Consider the following 22,135-nt stretch of genomic DNA (forward strand, 5'->3'; position numbering starts at 1 on the left):
CACTCGGGCTTGTTGTTGCCGGTCATGGTGTTGCCCTCCGGCGATCTGACACTTCCTAGACCTCGCCCGCCGCAGCCAGAGAGAATGCGTCATGGCCGTCTCCAAGCGCCTCCGCTACGAAGTCCTACGCCGGGACAACCACACTTGCCGCTACTGTGGCGCCACCGCGCCCGATGTCCCGCTGCGTGTCGACCATGTCACCCCCGTCGCGCTCGGCGGCACCGACACCCCTAACAACCTCGTCACGAGCTGCGAGCCCTGCAACAGCGGGAAGAGCTCCGCCACCGTCGACAACGCCTTGGTCGAGAACATCGCTGATGACGCGCTCCGTTGGGCCGCCGCCATGCAGCAGGCCGCTGACGACCTGCTTGAGCAGGAGAAGCCCAAGCTTGAATACCGTGCCGGATTCCTCAAGGAGTGGAACCGTTGGGGGTACGGAAAGGGCGAGGATCGTAAGGCCATCGGTCTGCCTGACGACTGGAAGGCCAGCGTCGAACGCTTCCGAATCGCGGGACTGCCCGCCTGGGTCTGGCGCGAGATCGTCGACGTAGCGATGGGCAACGACAAGGTACTCGACGCCAACAAGTTCAAGTACTGCTGCGGCATTGCGTGGAACAAGGTCGGCGGCCTTCAGGAGGCCGCCAGGCGGACAGTTGACGCCAGCCGACCGCCCGCCAATCTCGACATGCGTCAAGCGGTGCTTGAGGCAGCGTTTGCGGTCTGGCACTGCGGCTTGACCACCAACGAGGACGCACCGACACCTCAGCAGGCCGATGAGTTCCGCGAAAGCCTGGCAGCCCTTGCCGAAGAGGACCTGACGGAGCCCGAACTGGTCGTCCAGGCCGCTCAGCACGCCACCTACTTCGGTCTGACGAGCTTTGCCGAAGCGCGGCGGCACATGGACTACGACGCGGTCGTCAGCGCATGGAACTCAGCATGGCCAACTACTTGGGTTCCGGGCGATGAACCCTGGGGCGGGAAACTCGTCGGCGGCCCCACGGACCACCAGAGTAAGTGGGTCGGAGAGCAGGTCGACAAACTTCTCGACGCCAAGATCCATGTGCGTCGCCTCGTGCGCGCTGCCAGTCACGCCGGATTGCACAAGTCGGCTCGGATATACCACGGGCTGTCCGACACCGAACTGGAGGTGACGGGGGTCAGTGAATGGCAGTCGAAGGCTGGTGAGCTCTGGCGCGTCGCGTATACAGCGTCGGGCATGGTCGAGCCGACGGAGGAGGAAACCGCCAGCTTCTTCAAAGGTCTCCACCGCATTGTGTCGCTCGGCGAGTTCTATCGGGCCGACATCTACCAGGCGGCATCCGCCGCCGGCTGCTACCAGGATCCGGATCTGATTCCTTGCCTCACGCAGCACCTGTCCGTGTTCGAGGCCGCTGCGCTACCAGTTTGGAGTAATGGCTGATGCTGCGAATCCGCTGGTGCGCATCTTCATCTGGTCTGCAAGATGATCGGAAGGAAGCGACCTGAAGTCGTTCGAGTAACGCGGCCTGAATCGCCGGGGCCCGGACGGCGACTAAGGGCTTGCCGGGAATCAAGGTGTTGCTTCCCGGCAAGCCCTTAGACCCGTGCCCATCCCGCCCGTGCCTCTAGGCTGAGGGGGCTGTCTGGGCCGTCTCTGGGCCGTCCGAGGTTGCTCAACGGCACCCGATGACGACTAATGACGACTACTCACCCGCAGCCGATCAGCGTCTCCACCTGCGAAAACCCTGGTCGCCGCGATCTACCGAAAGACCCAGGGCAAGAAGAAGTAGCAACAGCGATCGTGCCCCCGACCTGCGCATACGGCGCAGATCGGGGGCGTTTTCACGTCCTGGGCACGCTGTGGGACCTCAACGCGCCAGGTCCAGCTGTGGGCTCCTTCGGTGGGGCAGGTCGGGCGAACCCGCCCCGCCAGGCGTCGTCCTGATGCAATCCCCACGTGGAAGCCGTTGACGAGGACACGCATGCAGCCATGCCCGCCCCGTGGACGAGCGAGAAAGACGTCACGCCCGGCGCACGGATTCCCCGTCCGGTGGCAGATCCGCGTGACGAAGGCCGGCGAGTGCCACGGTCAGGGCGCGGCGCCATCGGTCGGGGTCGTGCTGCCGTGAGGCGTCCATCACCGCGCCTACCATGAGGTGGACCGCTTCGAGGTCACCCGGGGTCACACCGGCTGACAACTGACGGCCCTGGACAGCGCGTTCGATGAGTTGTGCGGCCAGCTCCGCGATGCGGGCGCAGCCCTGCGCCAGGCGTGAGCTTTCCTGCTGTCCACCGCGCAGCAGTTCGCCCAGAGCTCGGCTGTCGGCTTCGAGTTCGAACTGGCGCTCCATGAACCAGGTGAGGCCCGCCCAGGGGTCGTCGGCCCGGCACGCCTCCCGGGCGAGATCGACCACGGCGTCGACGTGTTCGGCGAACAGGGCGTCCACGAGGTCCTGGCGGTCGGGGAAGCGGCGGTACAGGGTGCCCATGCCGCTTCCAGCCGTGCGGGCGATCTCCTCGTACGGCACCCGCAGCCCGTCGCGGGCCATGAGTTCCCGTGCCGTCTCCAGCAGGCGCTGCCGGTTGCGCTCGGCATCGCGGCGCAGGGGGCGTTCGGTCATGTGGTCGACCTTATCAAGTGGAGGCAATCCTTCTAAGTTGAATAGTTATTCCACTTCATGGTTTGGTTGCACCGCCCGCACCCCTACGAGGAGGCTGCCATGCCCTCACTGCCCTCAGACGTCGAGGCGTTCCCGATCGCGGTCGACGAGCAGGAACTCGAGCGGCTCGCCCACCGACTGGCCGTCACCCGCTGGCCGGACCCGGAGACCGACCCCGACCAAGGCCCGGAACTGGAGCGCATCCGCGCGCTGTGCGAGCACTGGGCCACCGCCTACGACTGGCGACGCTGCGAGAAGGAGATCAACGACATCGGGTCGTTCCGCACCGTCCTGGACGGCGTCGGCGTGCACTTCCTGCACGCCCGCTCGCCCGAGCCGGGGGCGATGCCACTCCTGCTGTGCCACGGCTGGCCCGGGTCCGTCCTGGAGTTCCGGCACCTGGTCGGGCCGCTGACCGATCCCGTCGCGCACGGGGGCCGGGCCGAGGACGCCTTCCACGTCGTGATCCCCTCCATGCCCGGCTTCGGTTTTTCCGACAAGCCGACCTCCACCGGGTGGGGGGTCTCCCGTATCGCCGACGCGTGGATCGAGCTGATGGACCGCCTCGGCTACCGCGAGTGGGGCGCGCAGGGCGGCGACTGGGGATCGGCCGTCGTCGAGGCGATCAGCCGAAAGGCGCCCGAGCGACTCCTCGGCATGCACGTCAACCTGCCGCTCGTGTTCCCCACCGCCCAGGAGATCGAGGAGGCGACCCCCGACGAGCAGCGCATGCTGTCCAAGGCCCAGCACTACCGGAGCGTGCTCGACGGCTACTCCCGGGAGCAGGCCACCCGGCCGCAGTCCATCGGCTATTCCCTGGCGGACTCGCCCGTCGGACTGGCCGCCTGGATCTATACCCTCTTCCAGGACGTCACCGACAGCGACGGCGACCCCGAGGCCGTCGTCCCGCGCGACGAGATCCTGGACGACGTCATGATGTATTGGCTGCCCAACGCGGGCCCCTCCTCCGCGCGGTTGTACTGGGAGGCACGCCATGAACAGACAGGTGCCCCCGAGCAGAACCCCGTGCCGGCCGGGTTCAGCATCTTCCCCGGTGAGGCCGTGCAGGCATCGCGCCGCTGGATCGAGAAGCGGTACTCCCATGTCCTGCACTACCGCCGGCTCGATCGCGGAGGACACTTCGCGGCTCTCGAACAGCCCGTCGTCCTGACCGAGGAGATCCGCACCACCTTCCGCTCACTGCGCCGCGGATGAACCCTGCCTGACCTGTCATTCACCGCAGGACCGACAGCCCCGCCCGGTCGGTCCGCCGAGTTCGACACGTCTTACCGACCTGCCGACCTGCCGATCAGCCGAACACGGTCGGCTACGCACTTCCCCGAGCACCCGTAACCAAGCACCCTTTACCGAAGAGGCGTCTCCACCATGCTCCTGCCGAATCACCTGATCGAAGTGCTGCAGTCTCCGGCCCCGTGTTTCCTGACCACTCTCATGCCGGACGGTTCTCCCCAGATCACGCAGACCTGGGTGGACACGGACGGGACCCACATAGTGATCAACACGGTGACCACCCATCAGAAGACGCGCAACATCGAGCGAGATCCCCGGGTCGCCGTGGCCGTGGCCGACCGAACCGATCCGTCGCGTTACTGGGCGGCCCGCGGCCGTGTCACGGCAGCCGAGACGGAGGGGGCTCGGGAGCACATCGACAAGCTCGCCCACAAATACCTGGGCCGCCCCTATCCGGGGTTCGACGGCGGCACGCAGCAGCGCATCGTTCTGACCATCACCGTTGACACGTTGCACACCGTCCCTCCTCGGTGAGCGTCTCAAGCGTTGCCTCTCCTGGGTGAGTGCGGCTTCGGTGGTTTGACGTCATCCGGTCGGGGCCGCAATCGGGACCTGCGGCAGATCCGCCGGGCGAGATCAGCGAGTACGGGGACGCCCTCGTGCAGCGCGGGCGTGGGCCACGGCAGTTGCCGCGTCCCGTGCACACGACAGGAGTGTCATGACACCGTAACCGCGCTTCCCATGGGGTCGCCGCGCCGTACAGGATGGTGACCGACAAGGCAGAGGCCAGCCGGAATGACCAACCGGCCCGGCCACATCACCATCAGCAGGGGGAGTCCCATCATGCTTCGCACGCACCGCCGCAAGTCCGTCCTCGCCGCAGCGGCCCTGGTGGCCACGACCATGCTGCTGACCGCCTGTCAGGGGGCGAACACGGAGGACAGCGGCAAGTCGACCGGGGCCACGACCTCGCACATGGCCGCCAAGGGGGCGTCCGCCGAAGGCGGGAGCGCCACCGGTGCCGGCATCGAGTCGAAGAGCGGCACGGTGACGGGCAAGTGGGTCGGCACCGTTTCCTACCTCGCCCCCGGCAAGTACACCGTCACGGACGCGAACGGCGCGGAGCAGGCGTTCTTCACCTCCGAGGACACCGACATCGAGGGCGCGGGCAAGATCTGCGGTGACGCGGACGGCCAGGCCGCCACGCCGTGCACCGAGGAGGAGCTCGAGGCCGCGGCCAAGAAGGGGTTCGGAGCGACGGTCGACCTCAAGAACGGAGTCGCTGTCAGCATCATCGAGGACCACGCCGACAGCGGCGCCGGTACCGGCGACGGCATGGGTGAGGGCGAGAAGTCGGGGCTCTTCTCCGGCACGCTCGGTTACATGGCGCCGGGCAAGTACTCCCTCAGCCGCGACGGTAACGAGCGCGCGTTCTTCACCGCCACCGACACCGTCATCAACGGCGCCGGCTGGATCTGCGGTGACGCGGAGACCATCACGCCCTGCACCGAGGAGGAGCTCGAAGCCGCGGCCAAGAAGGGCGGCATCGCTGTCGTCGTCAAGGTCGAGGACGGTGTCGCCGTCACCATCGACGAAGAGCACAACTGATCGCGGACCCGAACGGGCAACGGGACGACGCGCCCTGCACGACGCCCCGCGACGCCACCTTCCATGAACTCCCTCCCGTTCACCGATCCGGCGCCGTCCCTGACCCCTTCGGCTCCTCTTCGGTGAGCGGGAGTTCGGCGCTCTCCGCCATCCGCCCGGCCCGCCATCCGCCTGGCCCGTCATCCGTCCGGCCCGCCATCCGCGCGGCCCGTCGGCCGACCGCTCTCAGGGTGTCGGGCCGTTCGTCTCCTCGTGCGGCATGACGACCACCTGGCACGCGTCCTCGTAGATGATCCTGCCGGGACTCGTCGACTCCAGGCGACGGCAGTCGACGCCGTGGGCGGCGAGGATCTTCAGGTAGCCGTCCACCCGCTCGATGAGGTCGTGCGCCGTGGACTTGAACCAGGCCACGGCGCCGGGGTGGATCTCACGGTCGTAGATCCGGGGGTCGACGTGGGTGGGATTGACGTAATGGGCGTCGTACCAGTCGTTGTTGGCTCGCCAGAACCTGTACTGCTCCTCGGTCAGTCTGCCCTGACGGGCCAGCTCGTTGGTCAGTACGAAGACCCCAGGGAAGTGGCCGCGCGGGTGGCGCACCGTTCCCTGGAAGCGAATGTACGGCGCGTCGTGCATGGGTACACCTCCGTGTCGGACCGGTATCCAACCACTGCGGGCGCTCCCACCGGATGCCCGGCCCCGAACGCGCCGATCTCTTCCCTGACGGCGAGGGACACCCGTCGGGCATCGGGGAGCCGGGCGTCATGGCTCGCCCGTCGGGCACCCGCTAACGTGTGCTCCACACCTGCCCGTTGCCCAGGTACACACCCCGGCGGTGCGGGTGGGCGGGGTGCGGAGAGCAAGGAGATCGGGGAGAGCGATCATGGGCGAGTCTCTGAAGACCTTCGTCGGCGGCACCGAGGTCGAGGTGCCCAACAGCATTCCGGCGATCCGTGCCGCCCTGCCCGAGGAGAGACGCGAGGAGTTCGACCACGCGATCAACGAGGCCGGGGTGCACGAGATCCAGGCCGTGATGCGGCACTGGATGCTCGAGTCCGTGCCCGATCCCGAGGCCGAACAGATCCTCGACCGGCTGGCGCAGGACGAGGCCGAGAGGCGGAACGTCGCTTGAGTTTCCGCATCTCCTACGCACCGCCCGCCGACGACACCCTGGCCAAGATGCGCGACGGCGACTCGTTCCGTGACGAGATGGCGCGCACTCTGGGTCTGGATCCGTACGGTCACGCCTCGTCCGCCGTGAAGCGTGAGCGTGACCGCCGCGAGGCGACGGTGTCCGGCGCCATCGTCCTCTACTACGTCTCCGGGTCCGTGCTGACGGTCACCGTGGTCAGGCTCGTACCGCTGCCGTGACCCGGAGAGATGGCCTGCCGGTCAGCCGAGCTTCTTGACCTGCGCGTCGATCACCGCGGTGGGCGTCTCGAAGTCGGCGTCCGTGCCCATCTTGCCGAGGTTGAACGAGAAGACCGTGGCCACCGTCCCGCCCTGACGCAGGCTCACCAGCTTGAAGGGGACCGCTTCGTCGCCCTCGCCCATCTGCACGCGCCAGGCGAGCGCCTCCTCGCCGCCCGTCACCTTCTCCTCGGTCAGCTTGGTGACCTTCTGCTTCGAGCCCTTCATCGTCAGGGTGAAGCCGCCGGTCGCGCACTTCGCGGCGGAGTCGCGGAGCTCGGCGAGGCTCTTCGTGGCGCCGTCGTCGTCGTACGAGGCCAGGGTGACCAGGGACGACGTGATGTCGAGCATGCCGGCGAGCGCGTCCTCGGGGTCGGCGGACTCGTCCTTCTTCGGCTCCTCGACGACCTTGCGCCCGGCGTTCCCGACCGGGGTGCCCCGCTTCACGCCGTAGAAGGCGAAGCCGATGGGCTCGCACTCCTTCTTGTCGACGGTGACTTCCCCGGGCTTGGCGATGTCCTCGGGTCCGGTCTTCGTGACCTTGTGACCGGCGACGTCGCCCTGCTCCAGCGACGCCTTCTCCAGCTCTGCCGAGGTCAGCGCCTTGACAGCGGCGGGCTTGGCGGACGCCTCGTCCTTGCTGCCCGACGCGCCGCCGTCGCCCTTGGCGTCGGAGTCCGAGCCGCCGCAGGCGGTGGCGAACAGGGTCAGGGATGCCACGGCGGTGGCGAGGACGTTACGGCGTACGGCGGTGGCGCGCATGGTTCGTTCATCTCTCCGTATGAAGGAGCAACATGCCTTCCCCGCAGTCGAATCAAGGGCTGCCGCAGGGGGCTGTCGCGATGCGACACACTTTACGATCGGACACCTGTCCGATGATCGTCCCGAGCGGTCACGGGATGTGATCGTGACTCCGTTGTGATCACCCTGTGAAGCCCCTGTGTGTGCCCGGGTGGCCCGGGGCGGTCGACTCCGCAGCAGAGCAGACCCGTGGGAGGTCCCGCCCGTGTCCGTCGACGCGACAGCAGCCGTACTGGAAGCCGTGGGGGCCCACGAGCCCGCGTCGGTCGAGCCGCTCACCGGGGGCACGTACAACACCGTCAGCCGGGTGACCTTCGAGGACGGCCGGGACTGGGTGGTGAAGATACCTCCGCCGCACCCCACCGGGATGAGCTACGAACAGGGCCTGCTCGTCAACGAGGTCACCTTCTACGGCGCAGCCGCCGAGGTCGGTTCCACGATCCCCCGGGTCGTACACAGCGAGCTCGACCCCGGGGCCCCGGCCGGGGCGTACGTCGTCATGACCACGTGCCAGGGGCAGCCGTGGAACGCCGTAGCCGACGAACTGACGGTCGGTGAGACCGCGGCCCTGCGTCGGGAGTTCGGGAGCATCGTCGGCCGGCTGCACGCGGTCACGGGCCCCTCCGGCTTCGGGTATCCGGCCGGGTGCCTGGGGCCGCTCTCCCCCACCTGGCGCGAGGCGTTCACCGCGATGACCGACGCCGTACTGACGGACGCCGAGAGGTACGGGGCGCGACTGCCCTTCCCCGTCGAGCGGATCCGTGCGGTGCTGGCCGGCGCGTCGGAGGTGCTGGACGAGGTGACCCGGCCCGCCCTGGTCCACTTCGATCTGTGGCAGGGCAATCTCCTGGTCACCGGGGAGCCGGGCGCCCGGCGCATCGGCGGGGTCATCGACGGCGAGCGGATGTTCTGGGGCGATCCGCTGGCCGACCTTGTCTCCACGTCACTCTTCGGCGACCCGGAGACGGACCTGGACTTCCTCGCCGGGTACGCGGCCGCCACGGGCGCACCGCTCGTGTTCACCCCGTCCGTGCGACGCCGTGTCGATCTCTACCGCGGCTACCTCTACCTGATCATGCTCACCGAGACCGTGCCCCGGGGTGCGGGGCCCGAGGCGGTGGCCCGGACCTGGCAGGAGGTGGCACCGCGGCTGGTCACGGCGCTGGAGCAGCTCGCCCAGGGGTCTTCGTAGCCCTCAGGACGGGCGCCGCGTCAGGTGCGTGAAGGCGTCGAGGTTGCGGGTCGGTTCGCCGCGCTCCACCCGCCAGGCGTACTCCTTGCGGATCGCGCTCGCGAAGCCCAGTTCGAGCAGCGGGTTGAACGCGCTGTCCGCCGCCTCCAGCACCGCGCCGAGCAGCCGGTCGAGCTCCTCGGGCGTGATCACGGAGAGCGGGAGCCTGCCCACGAGGTAGATGTCGCCGAGCGAGTCGATGGCGTAACTGACCCCGAAGAGGCGGAGGTTGTGCTCCAGGAGCCAGCGGTGCACGGCCGCGTCGTTCTCGTCCGGGTGGCGGATGACGAAGGCGTTGAGGGACAGGGAGTGCTGCCCGACGCGCAGGGAACAGGTCGTGGACAGCTTGCGTGTACCGGGCAGCTTGACGACGTAGGTGCCGGGCTCGGGGCTCTCCCATTCGAGCTCCGCTTCGTTCAGCGTCGTCTCGATGACCTGCGCCGCTGCTGCTTCGTCGGATACGTCAGCCATGGTGCGAGCGTACGACAGGGTGCCCGGACGCTCACGGCCTCCCCGGCGGTCGCGAGCGCCGCGGGCCGTCGGCCGGGCGCCGTCCTCCGGCCGGGTCGCCGTCCCTCAGCCGTGGTGCGAGCGGGCGCGACGCCGGTGGTCCTGCATCGCCGCCGTGTACACATCGGCGGTGGCCGACGCCGCCGTGTCCCAGCCGAACGACTGCGCGTGCGCGGCCGCGGCCTCGCCCATCCGGGCACCGAGGTCGGCGCTGTCCGCGAACCGGGCCAGCGCCTGTGCGTACGCCTCCGGGTCGTGGCCCGGGATCAGGAAGCCGCTGACCCCGTCCCGCACGGCGACCGGGAGACCGCCCACCGCTGCCGCCACGACGGGGGTGCCGGCCGCCTGGGCCTCTATGGCGACCAGCCCGAAGGACTCGTTGTACGAGGGCATGACCAGCACGGACGCCGCCCGGAACCAGTCGGCGAGCTGTTCCTGGCCGACCGGCGGGTGGAAGCGCACGACGTCGGATATGCCCAGGCGCGCGGCCAGCTTCTGCAGGCCCTCCGGTTTGGCGAGCCCACTGCCGCTGGGGCCTCCGACGACGGGTACGACGATGCGTGAGCGCAGTGCGGGGTCCCGGTCCAGGAGCACGGCGACGGCGCGCAGCAGCACGTCCGGGGCCTTCAGCGGCTGGATGCGGCCGGCGAAGAGCGGGATCAGGGCGTCCTGCGGGAGTCCGAGGCGGGCGCGGGCCGCGGCACGGCCGTCGCCGGGGCGGAAGCGCTCCAGATTGACCCCGGGGTGCACGACGGCGACCGATGCCGGGTCCGCGTCGTAGAAGTGGATGAGCTCGTCGGCCTCCCCGGCGGTGTTGGCGATGAGCCGGTCGGAGGCGTGCACGATCTGGGTCTCGCCGATGACACGGGCGGCGGGCTCGGGGGTGTCGCCCTCGGCGAGCGCGGCGTTCTTGACCTTCGCCATGGTGTGCATGGCGTGGACGAGCGGGACGCCCCAGCGCTGGGCTGCGAGCCAGCCGACCTGGCCGGAGAGCCAGTAGTGGGAGTGGACCAGGTCGTAGTAGCCGGGGCGCTGTCCTGCCCAGGCCTGCATCACACCGTGGGTGAAGGCGCAGAGCTGAGCGGGCAGCTCCTCCTTCGCGAGGCCTTCGTACGGCCCGGCGTCGACGTGGCGGACCAGGACGCCCGGCGCGAGTTCGACCATCGGGGGCAGTCCGCCGGTGCTGGCCCGGGTGAAGATCTCGACCTCGATGCCGATCGCGGCGAGGCGCTCGGCCAGCTCCACGATGTAGACGTTCATGCCGCCCGCGTCGCCGGTGCCGGGCTGGTGCAGCGGAGAGGTGTGCACGGAGAGCATCGCGACACGGCGCGGCTTACGGTTTCCGGCGAAACCGCCCGGAAAGCGGATACGGGGTGCCGCACGGCTGCTGCCGAGCCGGGAGACGTACTGGCTCACGGGTCCGCTCCTCCTCGCTCAGGGCATGACACGTACCGGGCACAGCGCGCCCTCGAAGGTGCTGAACAGCGGAACCGAGCCATTCATTTCCGCTTTGCCAAATCATTACGCTCCTCCCGGCGCGCCCGCGGAAACCCGCGGTCCCCCGCTGTTCCACGGGCCCTCCCGGCGCTTCGCATACGCTCCTCCCCATGCACCAGCGCCCCATCGGCACCGCGACCCGCGGGACCACCAACCCCAACCGACTGCGCCGCATGGACCGCTGGATCGCCGCCACCCACGGCCCCACCCTGCGCCGCAGCGACTCGCCCCTGGCGGTCGACCTCGGTTACGGCGCCGCGCCCTGGACCGCCGTCGAACTCCTGGACCGGCTGCGCACCACGGAGCCGCGCACCGCCGTCGTGGGCGTCGAGATCGACCCGGAGCGGGTCGCGGCGGCGCGGCCGTACGAGCGCGAGGGCCTCACCTTCGCGCACGGCGGCTTCGAGATCCCCACGGCCGACAGGCCCACCCTCATCCGGGCCGCGAACGTGCTGCGCCAGTACGACGAGGGCGAGGTCGCCGCGGTCTGGCAGCGGCTGTGCGCCCGCCTGGCACCCGGCGGGCTGCTCGTCGAGGGCACCTGCGACGAGATCGGCCGCAGGCACGTCTGGGTCGCCCTCGGCCCGGAGGGGCCGCGCACGGTCACCTTCGCGACCCGGCTCGGCTCGCTGGAGCGCCCCTCGGACCTCGCCGAACGCCTCCCGAAGGCCCTGATCCACCGCAACGTGCCGGGGGAACCGGTGCACGCCTTCCTGCGGGACTTCGACAGGGCCTGGGCCACGGCCTCTCCGTACGCGTCACTGGGGGCGCGTCAGCGCTGGATCGCGGCCGCGCGCGCGGTCTCCGCCGACTGGCCACTGACGGACGGCGTACGGCGATGGCGGCAGGGCGAGATCACGGTGCGCTGGTCCGCACTGCGGCCCACCGCGGGATGAACGAGGGCCGACGGAAACATGTCGGTCGGGGACGTGGTCGGATCCGGGAACGCCCACGGGTCACCGTTCGTCCCCTGTGAGACGGGGCGGATGGTGGCGGACCTCTGTTACTTTTCGGGACGCCATGGCACGATCGCGTCGTCACCTGAACGTTACTGACGGTAAGTCACATGTGCGCGATATGGCTTTCGTTGCCTTTCGCCCGGAGGGGGAGCTCGTGAACCGACGCCACTGCGCCACTGCCGCGATCACTCTGGTCTGCGCACTGGCCCTGCTCACCGCGCCGGTCCAGGCCATGGCCGCCCCGGTGCCCGAGCCCGCCCCCTCCGCTCCCGCCGCCCCGAAGAAGAGCCTCGAAGAGGTGCGCGAGGAGATCGACACCCTGTACCGCCAGGCCGGGGCCGCGACGGACGCGTACAACCTCGCGGAGGAGCAGTCCAAGAAGCAGTCCGGCGAGATCGTCCGGCTCACCGAGGCGATCGCCGACGGCCAGGCGAAGATCGCCGAACTGAAGGACAGGGTGGGCGCCCAGGCCCGCGAGCAGTACCGCAGCGGCGGACTCCCTCCGGGCGCCCAGCTGATGCTGAGCGGCGACCCGGACCTCTTCATGGACGGCATCAACCAGGCCAGGCAGGGCCAGCAGGCCGCCAAGGGAGTGCTGACCGAACTGGAGCAGGCCCAGGAGGACTTGGAGACCTACACGAAGGACGCCGGTCTCAACTGGGAGAAGATCGAGGCCGGCCGCGTCAAGCAGGCCAAGGCGAAGAAGAGCATCGACGCGCGGATCGCGGCGGCCGAGAAGCTCGAATCGCAGCTGGCGACGGAGGAGCAGGCCAGGCTCCTCCAGATGGAGAAGGACGCCGCGTCCACGGCACAGGCCAGCTGGCTCTCCTCCGGCGCGCTCCGGGACATCGACCGCGCGGCGAGCCCCGCCGGCAAGCAGGCGGTGGCCTTCGCGACCGCCCAGATCGGCAAGCCGTACGTATGGGGAGCCGAGGGCCCCGGTTCGTACGACTGCTCGGGGCTCACCTCGCAGGCCTGGGCGGCGGCGAAGCGGCCGATCCCCCGGACCTCCCAGGAGCAGTGGCGGCAGCTGCCCCGCATAGCCGTCGAGGACATGCGCCCCGGCGACCTGATCATCTACCACAGCGACGCCAGCCACGTCGGGATGTACGTCGGCGGCGGCTCGATCGTGCACGCCCCCCGACCCGGCCGGCACGTCACGCCGGCGGGCGTCGGCTCGATGCGGATCCTGGGCGTCGTCCGGCCGGACAAGTAGGCACCGCGCGCCCGCGCCGCACCGCGCGCCGACGGACGGCTCGGCGCACGTGTGCGAGCGTGCCGGGCGCGTGATGTTCGTCATGACCTCATGTCCGCTTCCCGCACGCCCATCACGCCGGATCCGTGGTGGGACGCGGCTTATGGCCGCGCATGCGAGAGGCCTTGATCACCGGGCACCATTCCGTTCCCCTGCCGCGGACCGCTATCGTCCCCGTCGGCGGGTCGTCGATCGTCGTCCCGCCGCGCCCTCGGGGGGAGGGAAGGAAACCCGAACCGATGCCCGTACCCGTACCGCAGCAACGCGCCGTACCCGCTGCGGAGACCACTCACGGCGCCGACCTCACACTTCTGGTGATCGAGGACGACCCTGCGGGCACCTTCGCAGTCCCTGAGCCGTCGTCCACCACCGGGGCACGGGTCCGCGTGCGCACCGCCCGCAACCTCACCGAGGCCGGCCGGCTGCTCACCGACGACGTCGACTGCATCCTGCTCGACCTCGACCTGGAGGCCGCGGCCCTGCCTTCCGGCGCACGCGCGGACGGCCCCGACGTCGAGACCGGCCACCCGGACGAGCTCGCCGCCCTCAAGCACATCCTGCGCATCGCGCCGCGCCACGCCGTCCTCGCCCTCACCGCGGAGGACGACGCCGACCGGGCCGCCGAGGCCGTGCGGGTGGGGGCCCAGGACTACCTCTTCCGCGGCGAGCTCGACGGGCGCCTCCTCAGCCGCGCCATCCGGTACGCGGTGGAGCGCAAGCGCGCGGACATCGCGCAGCACCAGCTGACCGAGTCCCGGTTGCGAGCCCAGGAGAACGCCCGGCTGGAGCGGGGGCTCCTGCCCACCCCGCTGCTCGACGGCTCCGACCTGGCCTTCGCCGCCCACTACCGGCCGGGCCGCAGCCGCGCTCTGCTCGGCGGGGACTTCTACGACACGGTCCGCACGCCCGACGGCACGGTCCACGCGATGATCGGCGACGTCTGCGGACACGGCCCGGACGAGGCCGCGCTCGGCGTCGAGCTGCGTATCGCCTGGCGGGCGCTCACCCTGGCCGGACTCTGCGGCGACGCCCTGCTGTCCACGCTGCAGCAGGTCCTGGAGCACGAACGGCAGAGCGAGGAGATCTTCGCAACGCTCTGCACCCTCGACATCGCCCCCGACGGCCGCCGCGCAGGCCTGTGCATCGCGGGCCATCCCGCACCGCTGATCGCCCGCCGCGGCCGGGCGGCCCACCTGCTCCCGTACGAGGACGGCGGCCCGGCCCTCGGCCTGCTGCCGAGGGCCCGGTGGCCGCGCCGGCAGGTCGAGCTGGGAGGCTCCTGGAGCCTGATGATGTACACCGACGGGCTGATCGAGGGCCGCGTCGGGCCGGAGGGGACCCAGCGGCTGGGCCAGGACGGCATGGTCGCGATGATCAACGGCCGGCTGGACCAGGGGCTCGGTGGAGAAGCCCTGCTGGAGGCCGCCGTCACACAGGTGCAGGAGCTGAACGGCGGCGAGCTGACCGACGACGTCGCGGTCCTGCTGCTGGAACGTGACGAGGCCCGGATACACCGGAGGGGTGGAAGCGCGTCGCGCCCCCACCCCGGTGCCGTCTCTTCGGCGGGTGTTCAGCGCCCGCCGTTGTAGGGGCCGTACGGTCCGTCGCTGCTGGAGCCCCCGCGACGGCCACCGCCGGACACGGCCTTGATCGCCGGCCGCACGTCCACCATGAAGACGATGGACGCGATCACGCCCGCGATCTGCAGGAACAGGATCGGAATGACGAGGTTCACGAACACGGTGACCCCGAGGATGATCAGCCAGAAGGACTTCTTCTGCTTGTCCGCGGCCCGGTAGGCGTCCTCGCGCGCCGTCACGGCGAAGACCAGCGCGACCACGGCCAGGACGAGCATGGCCAGGTACAGCAGCTGCATGAAGGAGCCGAATGCTTCGAGCAACACGGTGAGCACCGCCTAGTCAGTGGATGAGCGCCTCGCGGCCAAGGTACCGGGACAACGACCCGGGCACCCCAAAGGTGCCCGGCCCGTTCTGCCTGTACCTCTCGGACCGCTCCGCCTACTTCGCGGAGGGCGGGGTCGTCTTCTTCGCCGCGGGCTTGCGCACCGACGCCGGCTTCTTCGCCGTCGCGGGCGCGGCCTTGGACTCGGCGGCCTGCGGCGCGGGCTTCTTCGCGGCGGGGGCCGCCGGCTTCGCGGGAGACACCTTGGGAGACACCGGCTCGGCCGCCGCCTCGGACTTCTGCTTCGGCACGGACTTCGGCTCCGCCTCGACCACCGCGGCGATCTCGACGATCTCCTCGGCCGTCTCGCCGCGCCAGGTCCGCACGCTGTGCTCTCCGCGCTCGGCGACCTTCTCGTACGTCTCCCGGGCGCGGACCGCGTACTCGGCGGCCACGCCCACGCTGCGCAGGGCCAGGTCCTGGGCGGTCTCGCCCCACTTCTTGAGGTCGGTGTCCAGCGCCCCGAAGACCTCGGTCACCTTCGCCTGCACGGTGGCCTGAGCCTCCTTGGCCTGCGTGGCGACCCGCTCCTGCACGGCCTTCGGGTCGGTGTTGCGCACCGCCTCGATCCGCTCGGGCGCCTCGGCACGCAGCTGCTCGATCAGAGCCGGGACCTTGCGCGCCTTCTCCACGGCGAGGTCGGCCGTACCGGCGGCGAAGTAGAGGGGGGTGGGGTCGGTGAGGGTCTTACGCAGGTCATCGGTGATGGCCATGACTGTGGTCCTCCCGGATCATCAGAAGTCAGTTCACTGGTGGGTCTGCATCACTGCCGCCGGCCGTGCGGGGGCCGCGGGCATCCGGACCGGCACCGTCCGCGTCACCGGCACCGCTCTCCGCATCGATTCTGCTCTCCGCCTCACCAGCACCGTGGAACCCGGAGCCGGTGTCGGGCGCGACATCGAAACCGTTCTCCCGGCGGAAGGAGTCGTAGATCTGCAGCAGCACGTTCTTCTGCCGCTCGTTGATCGACGGATCGGCCAGTACGACCGCCCGCGTCTCGAGCTCCTCCCGCTCCCGCTCATCGAGGATCCCGGCCCGCACATAGAGCGTCTCGGCCGAGATCCGCAGGGCCTTGGCGACCTGCTGCAGCACCTCGGCGCTCGGCTTGCGCAGACCGCGTTCGATCTGGCTGAGATACGGATTGGACACCCCGGCGGCGTCGGCGAGCTGCCGCAGGGAGAGCTGCGCGGTACGCCGCTGCTCACGCAGGTACTCGCCGAGGTTGCCGACGTTGAGTGATGCCATGCCTCGATACTGCACCCACCGCGCTAACTATTGCAAGCGGATGCTTGCAAAAGTGTTCCGTGTCATGCCGCGGCACGGATGTGACTGGGCACGCCGGTGTCCGTTCCCAGTGCTTGTGCGGTTTCCCGTTGGATCTGCTCGGCGAAGTGATCGAGTCCCGATCAATCTGCCCGGCGAGGTCCCTCGTGGGCTGAGCTACGAACGTTGCGCCACGAAGACGAACTCGTCACCCGGCCTGTCGGGCGCGTCGCGTACGTCCTCCATTCATGGCTGCCAGGTCGACCCGCATCGGCCATCTGCGTCAGGCCCCAGAGCATGTTGCACACCGAACGGCCAAGGACATAGCCGTCCTTGGTCAGGATCTCGTTCAGCATGCCCCCGCGCACTCCACCGCCCAGCGAGGCGATCAGGCCCTGCAGGAGCACGATGCCGAAGACCGCCCCGACCGGCAGGCCGGGGAGCGCGAGGACCGCCGAGGTGGCCGCGAAGGAGAGTGCCAGGGTCGGCGGCCGAGAGCAGGAACGGGGGAGCCGGTGGCCCGGAAGACCAGGGTGGCGAGGGCCTGTCCTCCGATCGTCTGAGCTGCGGCGAAAGCTGCGAAGGAAAGAAGGAACGGGGTGAACTCAGCCGTGGGGAACAGGGATCTGTAGCTGCGCATGATCCGTAGCCTCCGAGCGTTCCGTGGCCGTGTGTACTGTTCCGGCGACACGCGAAAGGTCGTACGGACGCGCTTGTGGCAGATCGGCACCGCCTTCCGGAGTCCCGGACAAGCCGGAGGAGCGCGCGCTAGCGTCGAGCCATGATCGTATGGCTCAACGGCACCCACGGTGCGGGCAAGACGACGACCAGCGCACTCGTACAACAACTCCTTCCGGAATCACGGGTGTTCGATGCCGAGAAGGTCGGCGAGACGTTGATGGACATCACGCCGGGGCTGCCGTGGACAGGCAACTTCCAGGACTGGCCGCCGTGGCGGCCTCTCGTGGTCGAGACCGCCCGTCACGTGCTCGACTACACCGGCGGCATCCTGGTGATGCCGATGACCGTGCTGGTCGAGCGGTACTGGCGCGAGATCAGCGCTGGTCTTGCCCGACATGCGATCCCGGTACGGCACTTCGTACTCCACGCCGACCAGGACACCCTTCGCGGGCGCATCGAGGGCGACACCGTCCTCGGCCCCTCCAGGTTCCGCCTCGACCACCTCGAGCCCTACGCCGAGGCCGCCCGCACCTGGCTGCACGACGAGGCCGAGGTCGTCGACACCACGCACCTCACCCCCGCTCAGGCCGCGCGCCACATCGCGAAGGCCGCCACCCCCTGACCCAGCTCTACGGAGCATCCTCGTCAGCGAGGTCACCGCCCTGTCCGTGACCCCGCCACGGCTTCTCCGCCGGCCACGCGAAGGCTCCGGTGGGGCAGGCTTGGCGCCATGACCGCACCTGACACCAAGGCCGACCTCCGCTTCTACCTGCAGTCGGCCCGCGAGGCCCTGCTGTGGAAGCTCGAAGGGCTCTCCGAGTACGACGCCCGGCGCCCCCTGACACCGACCGGCACCAATCTCCTGGGTCTGGTCAAACACGTGGCCGGTGTGGAGCTGGGCTACCTCGGCGACACCTTCGGACGGCCGTCCGGCGAGCCGCTGCCGTGGGTCGAGGAAGGGGCCGATCCCAACGCGGACATGTGGGCGACCGCCGACGAGTCACGCGAGCAGATCGTGGGGCTGTACCACCGGGCCTGGGCGCACGCGGACGCGACGCTCGACGCGCTGCCGCTGGACACCGTCGGCACGGTGCCGTGGTGGCCCGCCCATCGGGCCGAGGTGACGCTGAACCATGCGGTGGTACGCGTGATCGCCGACACCCACCGGCACGCCGGGCACGCCGACATCCTCCGTGAACTCATCGACGGCGCCGTGGGCATGAGCAGGGGCAACGACAGCATCCCGCCGGGCGACACGGCCTGGTGGGAGATGCACCGGGGCCGGCTGGAAGGCGCGGCCCGCGCGGCCCACGAAGGTGCGTGACACCGGCGGAACCGAGCGCGGCGTCCGGTGCGGGAGCGCGTAAACCGGTCGTACGACGGGGGCACGCGCCCCTACGCTGGCCGTATGTCTGCCTCCAGGACCTCGTACGTCTGCCTGCCGTGCCGCGCCTCGTACAAGCAGCCCTACGACAGGGAGCGGGCGGACCGTGCCTGCCCCCGCTGCGCGGAGGCGCTGATCCACGTCGGCTCCGCCTTCGCGGCGCCGCGGCGGCGGGACACCGCGGCGTGGCGCGCGCTCTCGGTGCTGCTCAACGCGGGCGTCCGCTTCCACAAGAGCTGCTGCGACGGGCCGGGCTACCGTCCGCGCACGCTGCGCGAGGTGAAGGAACGCCTGGCGTACGCCGAGAGGACCGGCGAGCCCTTCGCGAAGTCCCTGCTCCGCCCCGAACTGCCGTGGACGACACCGTGAGATCGGCCTCCCGTTCATCCTGGGCCGGCCTCATTCCGGGAGGGGCATGACCGGAAGGGGCATGACCAGCCCCTCCGACAGTTGCACGAAGGCGAGTCCGGCCGCCGCGACCGCGTCCGCCCGTAGCCGGCCGGCGCTCTCCCCCGCGTCCACCCGGCGCCAGTTCTCCTCCGCCAGGATCCGGAGTACGGCGATGATCTGGCCCGCCGCGAGCCGTGCCGCCACCGGGGCGCCGGGGTCCAGGGCGTGGGCGAGGGCCGCTTCGGAGCGGCGCTGGTAGGCGTACAGGCGGGCGACGAGCGACGGGGTGCCGTAGAGCAGCCGGTGGAAGGCCAGCACCTGAGGGTCGTCGCAGAGTCCGGTCACCGGGTCGTGGCGGTCCAGGCCGTCCAGGAAGTGCCGGCGCAGCGCCTGCAGGGGGGTGGTGCCGTCCGGCCGGCCGGATACGACGCGGGCCGCCTCGTCCTCGTGGTCGGCGAACCGGTGCAGGACCAGGTCCTCCTTGGCGGGGAAGTACCGGAACAGTGTCGGCTTCGAGATGTCGGCCGCCGCCGCCACTTCCGCCACCGAGACCTTGTCGAAGCCCCGTTCGAGGAACATCGAGATCGCGGCTTCGGAGACGGCCTGGTAGGTCTGCTGCTTCTTGCGTTCGCGCAGGCCGGTCCTGCCGGTGCTCATGACGGCGCGCCCTTCCGGATGAGCGCCTCGATCCCGTCGAGGGTCCGGTCGAGTCCGAACACGAAGTCGTAGTCGATGTCGTCCGGTCCGCTCATGGCGTCGGAGGAGAGCAGCCTGGACAGTGCCGGATGGCGGACGGGGTCGACGAGCCGTTGCACGGTCCGCTCCCACTGCGCCATGACCTCCTCGGCCGAGGCGCCCTTCGCCTCGACGGCGGCGGCGATGTCGCTCATCAGCAGGGCCTCGTTCCGCACGAAGCCCGAGACGAGGAGGATGACGGAGAGCTTGTCGCCCTCGTCCAGGCCGCTGCCCTCCAGCGCCTGGAGGCCCTGTTCCCACCAGGCGACCGAATGCGGGCTGGCCGGTGGCCCCGCGATCGGGATGCGCAGGGACCACAGGTTGCGCTGGAACATCCGCCGCTGGGCCCACGCCCACTGGCGCATCGCCTCGCGCCAGCCCGCCCCTTCCTCCAGCGCCGGCAGGGGCTCGGGCGCGCCCATCGCCGCCTCCTGCATGAGGACGTACAGCTCCTCCTTGGCGGAGACGTAGCGGTAGAGGGACATCGTGGAGGCGCCCAGTTCCTTGGCGACCCGGCCCATCGAGACGGCCGGGAGGCCCTCCGACGCGGCGACCGTCACGGCCGCGGCGACGATGCGGTCCAGCGTCAGGCCGGGCTTGGGGCCCTTGACCGGACGCTCGCGCAGTCCCCACGCGGCCTCGATGCTGGCCGGCAGGCCCGTACCGCCCGAAGACGCATTGCTGTTCTTCGTCATCCGAAGCCGCCTTTCCCGGTACTGGCTTGCCCCCATCCTAGGTTTGCGTAATGCTTACGCAGTAACGCGTATGGCATACGCAGAAGGGGGACCGTCATGAGTACCGCCATGAGAGACGTCATGATCGAGGCGCACGGCCTGACCAAGTCCTACGGAAAACCGGGCGTCCGGGTCCTGGAAGGCGTCGGCCTCCAAGTCGCCCGTGCCGGGATCCACGCACTGCTCGGCCCCAACGGCGCCGGCAAGACCACGACCGTGCGGATCCTCGCCACCCTCACCACCGCCGACTCCGGCACGGCGCGTGTCGCCGGGTACGACGTCGTCACCGACCGGCGCCAAGTACGCCGCGCCATCAGCCTGACCGGGCAGTTCGCCGCCCTCGACGAGACGTTGACCGGCGAGGAGAACCTGCGGATGATGGCGCGGCTGTCCGGCCTGCCCCTCGCCCAGGCCCGGGCCCGCGCCGGGGAACTCCTCGAGCGCTTCGGCCTCACCGACGCGGCCCGCCGCCAGGCCCGTACGTACTCCGGGGGGATGCGGCGCCGCCTGGACCTGGCGGCGGGGCTGGTCGGCTCGCCCGAGCCCGGCGTCTTCTTCCTCGACGAGCCCACCACCGGCCTCGACCCGCGCAGCCGCCGCGAACTCTGGCAGGTGGTCCGCGACCTGGCGGAACGGGGCGCCGCGGTCCTGCTCACCACGCAGTACCTGGAGGAGGCCGACCAGCTCGCCGACCGCATCGCCGTCCTGAACCAGGGCCGGATCGTCGCCGAGGGCACCCCGGAGACCCTGAAGTCACGCGTCTCGGGTCACCGTCTGGACCTCGTCCTCAGCAACCGCGAGGCCTACCTCCGGCTCGCCACCCGCGCGGTCCACCACTCCCCCGAGACCCTGACCCTCGGCATCCCCACGGACGGCACCGCCGCCCACGTCCGGGCCCTGCTCGACGAGACCGACCCGCACCGGACCGACGTCGACCGCTTCTCCGTGCACAGCGCGACCCTCGACGACGTGTTCCTCGCCCTCACCGCCGAGACCGGAACCGGCACCGCGACCGAGACCGGAACGACGGAGGCACCGTCCCATGTCTGACGCACCCGGAGCCCTGACCCACGCCACAGTCATGACCGGCCGCAGCCTGCTCCTCAGCCGCCGCAACGTCGACGCCGTCATCGTCTCGCTGATGCTGCCGATCATGCTGATGCTGATCTTCGTCTACTTCTTCGGCGGCGCGATCGACACGGGCACCGCCTACGACTCGTACGTCATGTACGTCGTCCCCGGCGTCCTGTTCCTGTGCGCCGGCTTCGGCTCGGCCACCACGGCGGTGGCGGTGAGCGAGGACATGAAGGGCGGCATCATCGACCGCTTCCGCTCCCTGGACATCGGTGCGATGCCGATCCTCGCCGGTCATGTCGTGGCAAGCACGGTGCGCAACCTGGTCTCCACCACACTGGTGTTCGCCGTCGCCCTGCTCATCGGCTTCCGCCCCGCCGCCACCCCCGCCGGCTGGCTCGCCGTCGCCGCCGTACTGCTCGCCTACATCGTGGCCCTGTCCTGGATCTCGGCGGCGATGGGCCTGCTCGCCCGCACCCCGGAGGCCGCCGGCGGATTCACCTTCTTCATGTCGTTCCTGCCCTACCCGAGCAGCGCGTTCGTCCCCGTCGACAGCATGCCGGGCTGGCTACGCGGCTTCGCCGACCACCAGCCGGTCACCCCGGCCATCGAGTCCCTCCGCGGCCTCCTCCTGGACCAGCCGGTGGGCAACGCCCCCTGGACCGCGCTCGGCTGGGCCACCGGGATCCTGCTGGTGTCCGTGGCCCTGTCCGGGGTGCTCTTCAGAGCCCGGACGCGGTGACGCGGGAGGCCT

25 protein-coding genes and 1 pseudogene are annotated in these 22,135 nt (G+C 70.1%); 15 read left to right on the plus strand and 11 right to left on the minus strand.

Annotated features, from left to right (window positions below; translation table 11 throughout):
- The first annotated feature begins 91 nt into the window (after window positions 1–91).
- Window positions 92–1,420: an HNH endonuclease gene (locus tag ABT001_RS05950; protein WP_351272933.1), complete on the plus strand. Its 1,329-nt coding sequence runs from the start codon at window positions 92–94 to the stop codon at window positions 1,418–1,420.
- A 580-nt stretch (window positions 1,421–2,000) separates the two neighbouring features.
- Here the strand turns inward: ABT001_RS05950 and ABT001_RS05955 are convergent.
- Window positions 2,001–2,600, minus strand: a complete 600-nt coding sequence (locus tag ABT001_RS05955) for a TetR/AcrR family transcriptional regulator (protein WP_351272935.1) — start codon at window positions 2,598–2,600, stop codon at window positions 2,001–2,003.
- Between the two features lie 99 nt (window positions 2,601–2,699).
- Here ABT001_RS05955 and ABT001_RS05960 point away from each other — a divergent pair, with 99 nt between their 5' ends.
- The 3 genes from ABT001_RS05960 (at window position 2,700) to ABT001_RS05970 (ending at window position 5,498) form a co-directional block, all read left to right on the plus strand.
- Window positions 2,700–3,854: an epoxide hydrolase family protein gene (locus ABT001_RS05960; protein ID WP_351272937.1), complete on the plus strand. Its 1,155-nt coding sequence runs from the start codon at window positions 2,700–2,702 to the stop codon at window positions 3,852–3,854.
- Window positions 3,855–4,025: 171 nt separating this feature from the next.
- Entirely contained in the window at window positions 4,026–4,424 is a 399-nt protein-coding gene (locus ABT001_RS05965; RefSeq protein WP_351272939.1) for a PPOX class F420-dependent oxidoreductase, read from the plus strand.
- 309 nt (window positions 4,425–4,733) lie between these two features.
- Window positions 4,734–5,498 (plus strand): hypothetical protein, encoded by a 765-nt coding sequence (locus ABT001_RS05970; protein WP_351272941.1) that lies wholly within the window; start codon window positions 4,734–4,736, stop codon window positions 5,496–5,498.
- 225 nt (window positions 5,499–5,723) lie between these two features.
- Here ABT001_RS05970 and ABT001_RS05975 read toward each other — a convergent pair whose 3' ends face one another.
- Window positions 5,724–6,131 carry a hypothetical protein gene (locus ABT001_RS05975; protein ID WP_351272944.1) on the minus strand — a complete coding sequence of 136 codons (408 nt, stop codon included), beginning with the start codon at window positions 6,129–6,131 and terminating at the stop codon, window positions 5,724–5,726.
- A gap of 247 nt (window positions 6,132–6,378) precedes the next feature.
- Between ABT001_RS05975 and ABT001_RS05980 the strand changes: the two genes are divergently transcribed.
- Window positions 6,379–6,627, plus strand: coding sequence for a hypothetical protein (locus tag ABT001_RS05980; RefSeq protein WP_031093484.1), 249 nt, complete (start codon window positions 6,379–6,381; stop codon window positions 6,625–6,627).
- Entirely contained in the window at window positions 6,624–6,866 is a 243-nt protein-coding gene (locus ABT001_RS05985) for a hypothetical protein (protein WP_351272946.1), read from the plus strand. Before ABT001_RS05980 ends, ABT001_RS05985 begins: the two co-directional genes overlap by 4 nt.
- A 21-nt stretch (window positions 6,867–6,887) precedes the next feature.
- On the opposite strand, the gene ABT001_RS05990 is transcribed toward ABT001_RS05985, so the two are convergent.
- Entirely contained in the window at window positions 6,888–7,667 is a 780-nt protein-coding gene (locus ABT001_RS05990) for a hypothetical protein (protein ID WP_351272948.1), read from the minus strand.
- Window positions 7,668–7,911: 244 nt separating this feature from the next.
- On the opposite strand from ABT001_RS05990, the gene ABT001_RS05995 reads away from it, so the two are divergent.
- On the plus strand, window positions 7,912–8,898 hold the full coding sequence (locus ABT001_RS05995; protein WP_351272950.1) for a phosphotransferase family protein: 987 nt from the start codon (window positions 7,912–7,914) through the stop codon (window positions 8,896–8,898).
- A 3-nt stretch (window positions 8,899–8,901) separates the two neighbouring features.
- Here ABT001_RS05995 and ABT001_RS06000 read toward each other — a convergent pair whose 3' ends face one another.
- Together ABT001_RS06000 and mshA are read right to left on the minus strand one after the other, a co-directional pair.
- Window positions 8,902–9,408: a type III secretion system chaperone family protein gene (locus ABT001_RS06000; RefSeq protein WP_351272953.1), complete on the minus strand. Its 507-nt coding sequence runs from the start codon at window positions 9,406–9,408 to the stop codon at window positions 8,902–8,904.
- Window positions 9,409–9,513: 105 nt separating this feature from the next.
- Window positions 9,514–10,863, minus strand: a complete 1,350-nt coding sequence (gene mshA / locus ABT001_RS06005; RefSeq protein ID WP_351272956.1) for a D-inositol-3-phosphate glycosyltransferase — start codon at window positions 10,861–10,863, stop codon at window positions 9,514–9,516.
- A 191-nt stretch (window positions 10,864–11,054) separates the two neighbouring features.
- On the opposite strand from mshA, the gene ABT001_RS06010 reads away from it, so the two are divergent.
- The 3 genes from ABT001_RS06010 (at window position 11,055) to ABT001_RS06020 (ending at window position 14,747) form a co-directional block, all read left to right on the plus strand.
- Complete coding sequence (locus tag ABT001_RS06010) at window positions 11,055–11,840, plus strand: class I SAM-dependent methyltransferase (protein ID WP_351272958.1); 786 nt, start codon at window positions 11,055–11,057, stop codon at window positions 11,838–11,840.
- Window positions 11,841–12,057: 217 nt separating this feature from the next.
- On the plus strand, window positions 12,058–13,119 hold the full coding sequence (locus ABT001_RS06015) for a C40 family peptidase (RefSeq protein ID WP_351272961.1): 1,062 nt from the start codon (window positions 12,058–12,060) through the stop codon (window positions 13,117–13,119).
- 278 nt (window positions 13,120–13,397) lie between these two features.
- Window positions 13,398–14,747: a PP2C family protein-serine/threonine phosphatase gene (locus ABT001_RS06020; protein ID WP_351272963.1), complete on the plus strand. Its 1,350-nt coding sequence runs from the start codon at window positions 13,398–13,400 to the stop codon at window positions 14,745–14,747.
- Here the strand turns inward: ABT001_RS06020 and ABT001_RS06025 are convergent.
- From ABT001_RS06025 to ABT001_RS06040, 4 genes and pseudogenes are all read right to left on the minus strand, one after another.
- Window positions 14,729–15,061, minus strand: coding sequence for a DUF2516 family protein (locus tag ABT001_RS06025; protein WP_351272966.1), 333 nt, complete (start codon window positions 15,059–15,061; stop codon window positions 14,729–14,731). The genes ABT001_RS06020 and ABT001_RS06025 overlap by 19 nt on opposite strands.
- Before the next feature lie 115 nt (window positions 15,062–15,176).
- The gene (locus ABT001_RS06030) at window positions 15,177–15,833 is read right to left on the minus strand and encodes a hypothetical protein (RefSeq protein WP_351272969.1); all 657 of its coding nucleotides are present in this window, start codon (window positions 15,831–15,833) and stop codon (window positions 15,177–15,179) included.
- 28 nt (window positions 15,834–15,861) lie between these two features.
- Window positions 15,862–16,365, minus strand: a complete 504-nt coding sequence (locus ABT001_RS06035) for a helix-turn-helix domain-containing protein (protein ID WP_351272972.1) — start codon at window positions 16,363–16,365, stop codon at window positions 15,862–15,864.
- Between the two features lie 269 nt (window positions 16,366–16,634).
- Window positions 16,635–17,023, minus strand: a pseudogene (locus tag ABT001_RS06040) (MFS transporter); the annotation flags it as partial.
- Between the two features lie 141 nt (window positions 17,024–17,164).
- Here ABT001_RS06040 and ABT001_RS06045 point away from each other — a divergent pair.
- The 3 genes from ABT001_RS06045 to ABT001_RS06055 all read left to right on the plus strand — a co-directional run bounded on the left by ABT001_RS06045 (window position 17,165) and on the right by ABT001_RS06055 (window position 18,817).
- Complete coding sequence (locus tag ABT001_RS06045; RefSeq protein WP_351272974.1) at window positions 17,165–17,686, plus strand: DEAD/DEAH box helicase family protein; 522 nt, start codon at window positions 17,165–17,167, stop codon at window positions 17,684–17,686.
- A 108-nt stretch (window positions 17,687–17,794) separates the two neighbouring features.
- Window positions 17,795–18,388: a DinB family protein gene (locus ABT001_RS06050; protein ID WP_351272977.1), complete on the plus strand. Its 594-nt coding sequence runs from the start codon at window positions 17,795–17,797 to the stop codon at window positions 18,386–18,388.
- An 84-nt stretch (window positions 18,389–18,472) separates the two neighbouring features.
- Entirely contained in the window at window positions 18,473–18,817 is a 345-nt protein-coding gene (locus ABT001_RS06055) for a deoxyxylulose-5-phosphate synthase (protein WP_351272980.1), read from the plus strand.
- Window positions 18,818–18,847: 30 nt separating this feature from the next.
- Here the strand turns inward: ABT001_RS06055 and ABT001_RS06060 are convergent, their stop codons facing one another.
- Window positions 18,848–19,495, minus strand: a complete 648-nt coding sequence (locus tag ABT001_RS06060; protein ID WP_351272983.1) for a TetR/AcrR family transcriptional regulator — start codon at window positions 19,493–19,495, stop codon at window positions 18,848–18,850.
- Window positions 19,492–20,268, minus strand: coding sequence for a TetR/AcrR family transcriptional regulator (locus tag ABT001_RS06065; RefSeq protein ID WP_351272986.1), 777 nt, complete (start codon window positions 20,266–20,268; stop codon window positions 19,492–19,494). The genes ABT001_RS06060 and ABT001_RS06065 overlap by 4 nt, the downstream gene beginning before the upstream one ends.
- A 96-nt stretch (window positions 20,269–20,364) precedes the next feature.
- Here ABT001_RS06065 and ABT001_RS06070 point away from each other — a divergent pair, with 96 nt between their 5' ends.
- Together ABT001_RS06070 and ABT001_RS06075 are read left to right on the plus strand one after the other, a co-directional pair.
- Window positions 20,365–21,357, plus strand: coding sequence for an ATP-binding cassette domain-containing protein (locus ABT001_RS06070; protein ID WP_351272989.1), 993 nt, complete (start codon window positions 20,365–20,367; stop codon window positions 21,355–21,357).
- Complete coding sequence (locus tag ABT001_RS06075; RefSeq protein WP_351272992.1) at window positions 21,350–22,123, plus strand: ABC transporter permease; 774 nt, start codon at window positions 21,350–21,352, stop codon at window positions 22,121–22,123. The genes ABT001_RS06070 and ABT001_RS06075 overlap by 8 nt, the downstream gene beginning before the upstream one ends.
- The last annotated feature ends 12 nt before the right edge of the window (window positions 22,124–22,135 follow it).

Origin of the sequence: Streptomyces sp. NPDC002793, from assembly GCF_040295485.1 — a bacterium.
Lineage (GTDB): Bacteria > Actinomycetota > Actinomycetes > Streptomycetales > Streptomycetaceae > Streptomyces.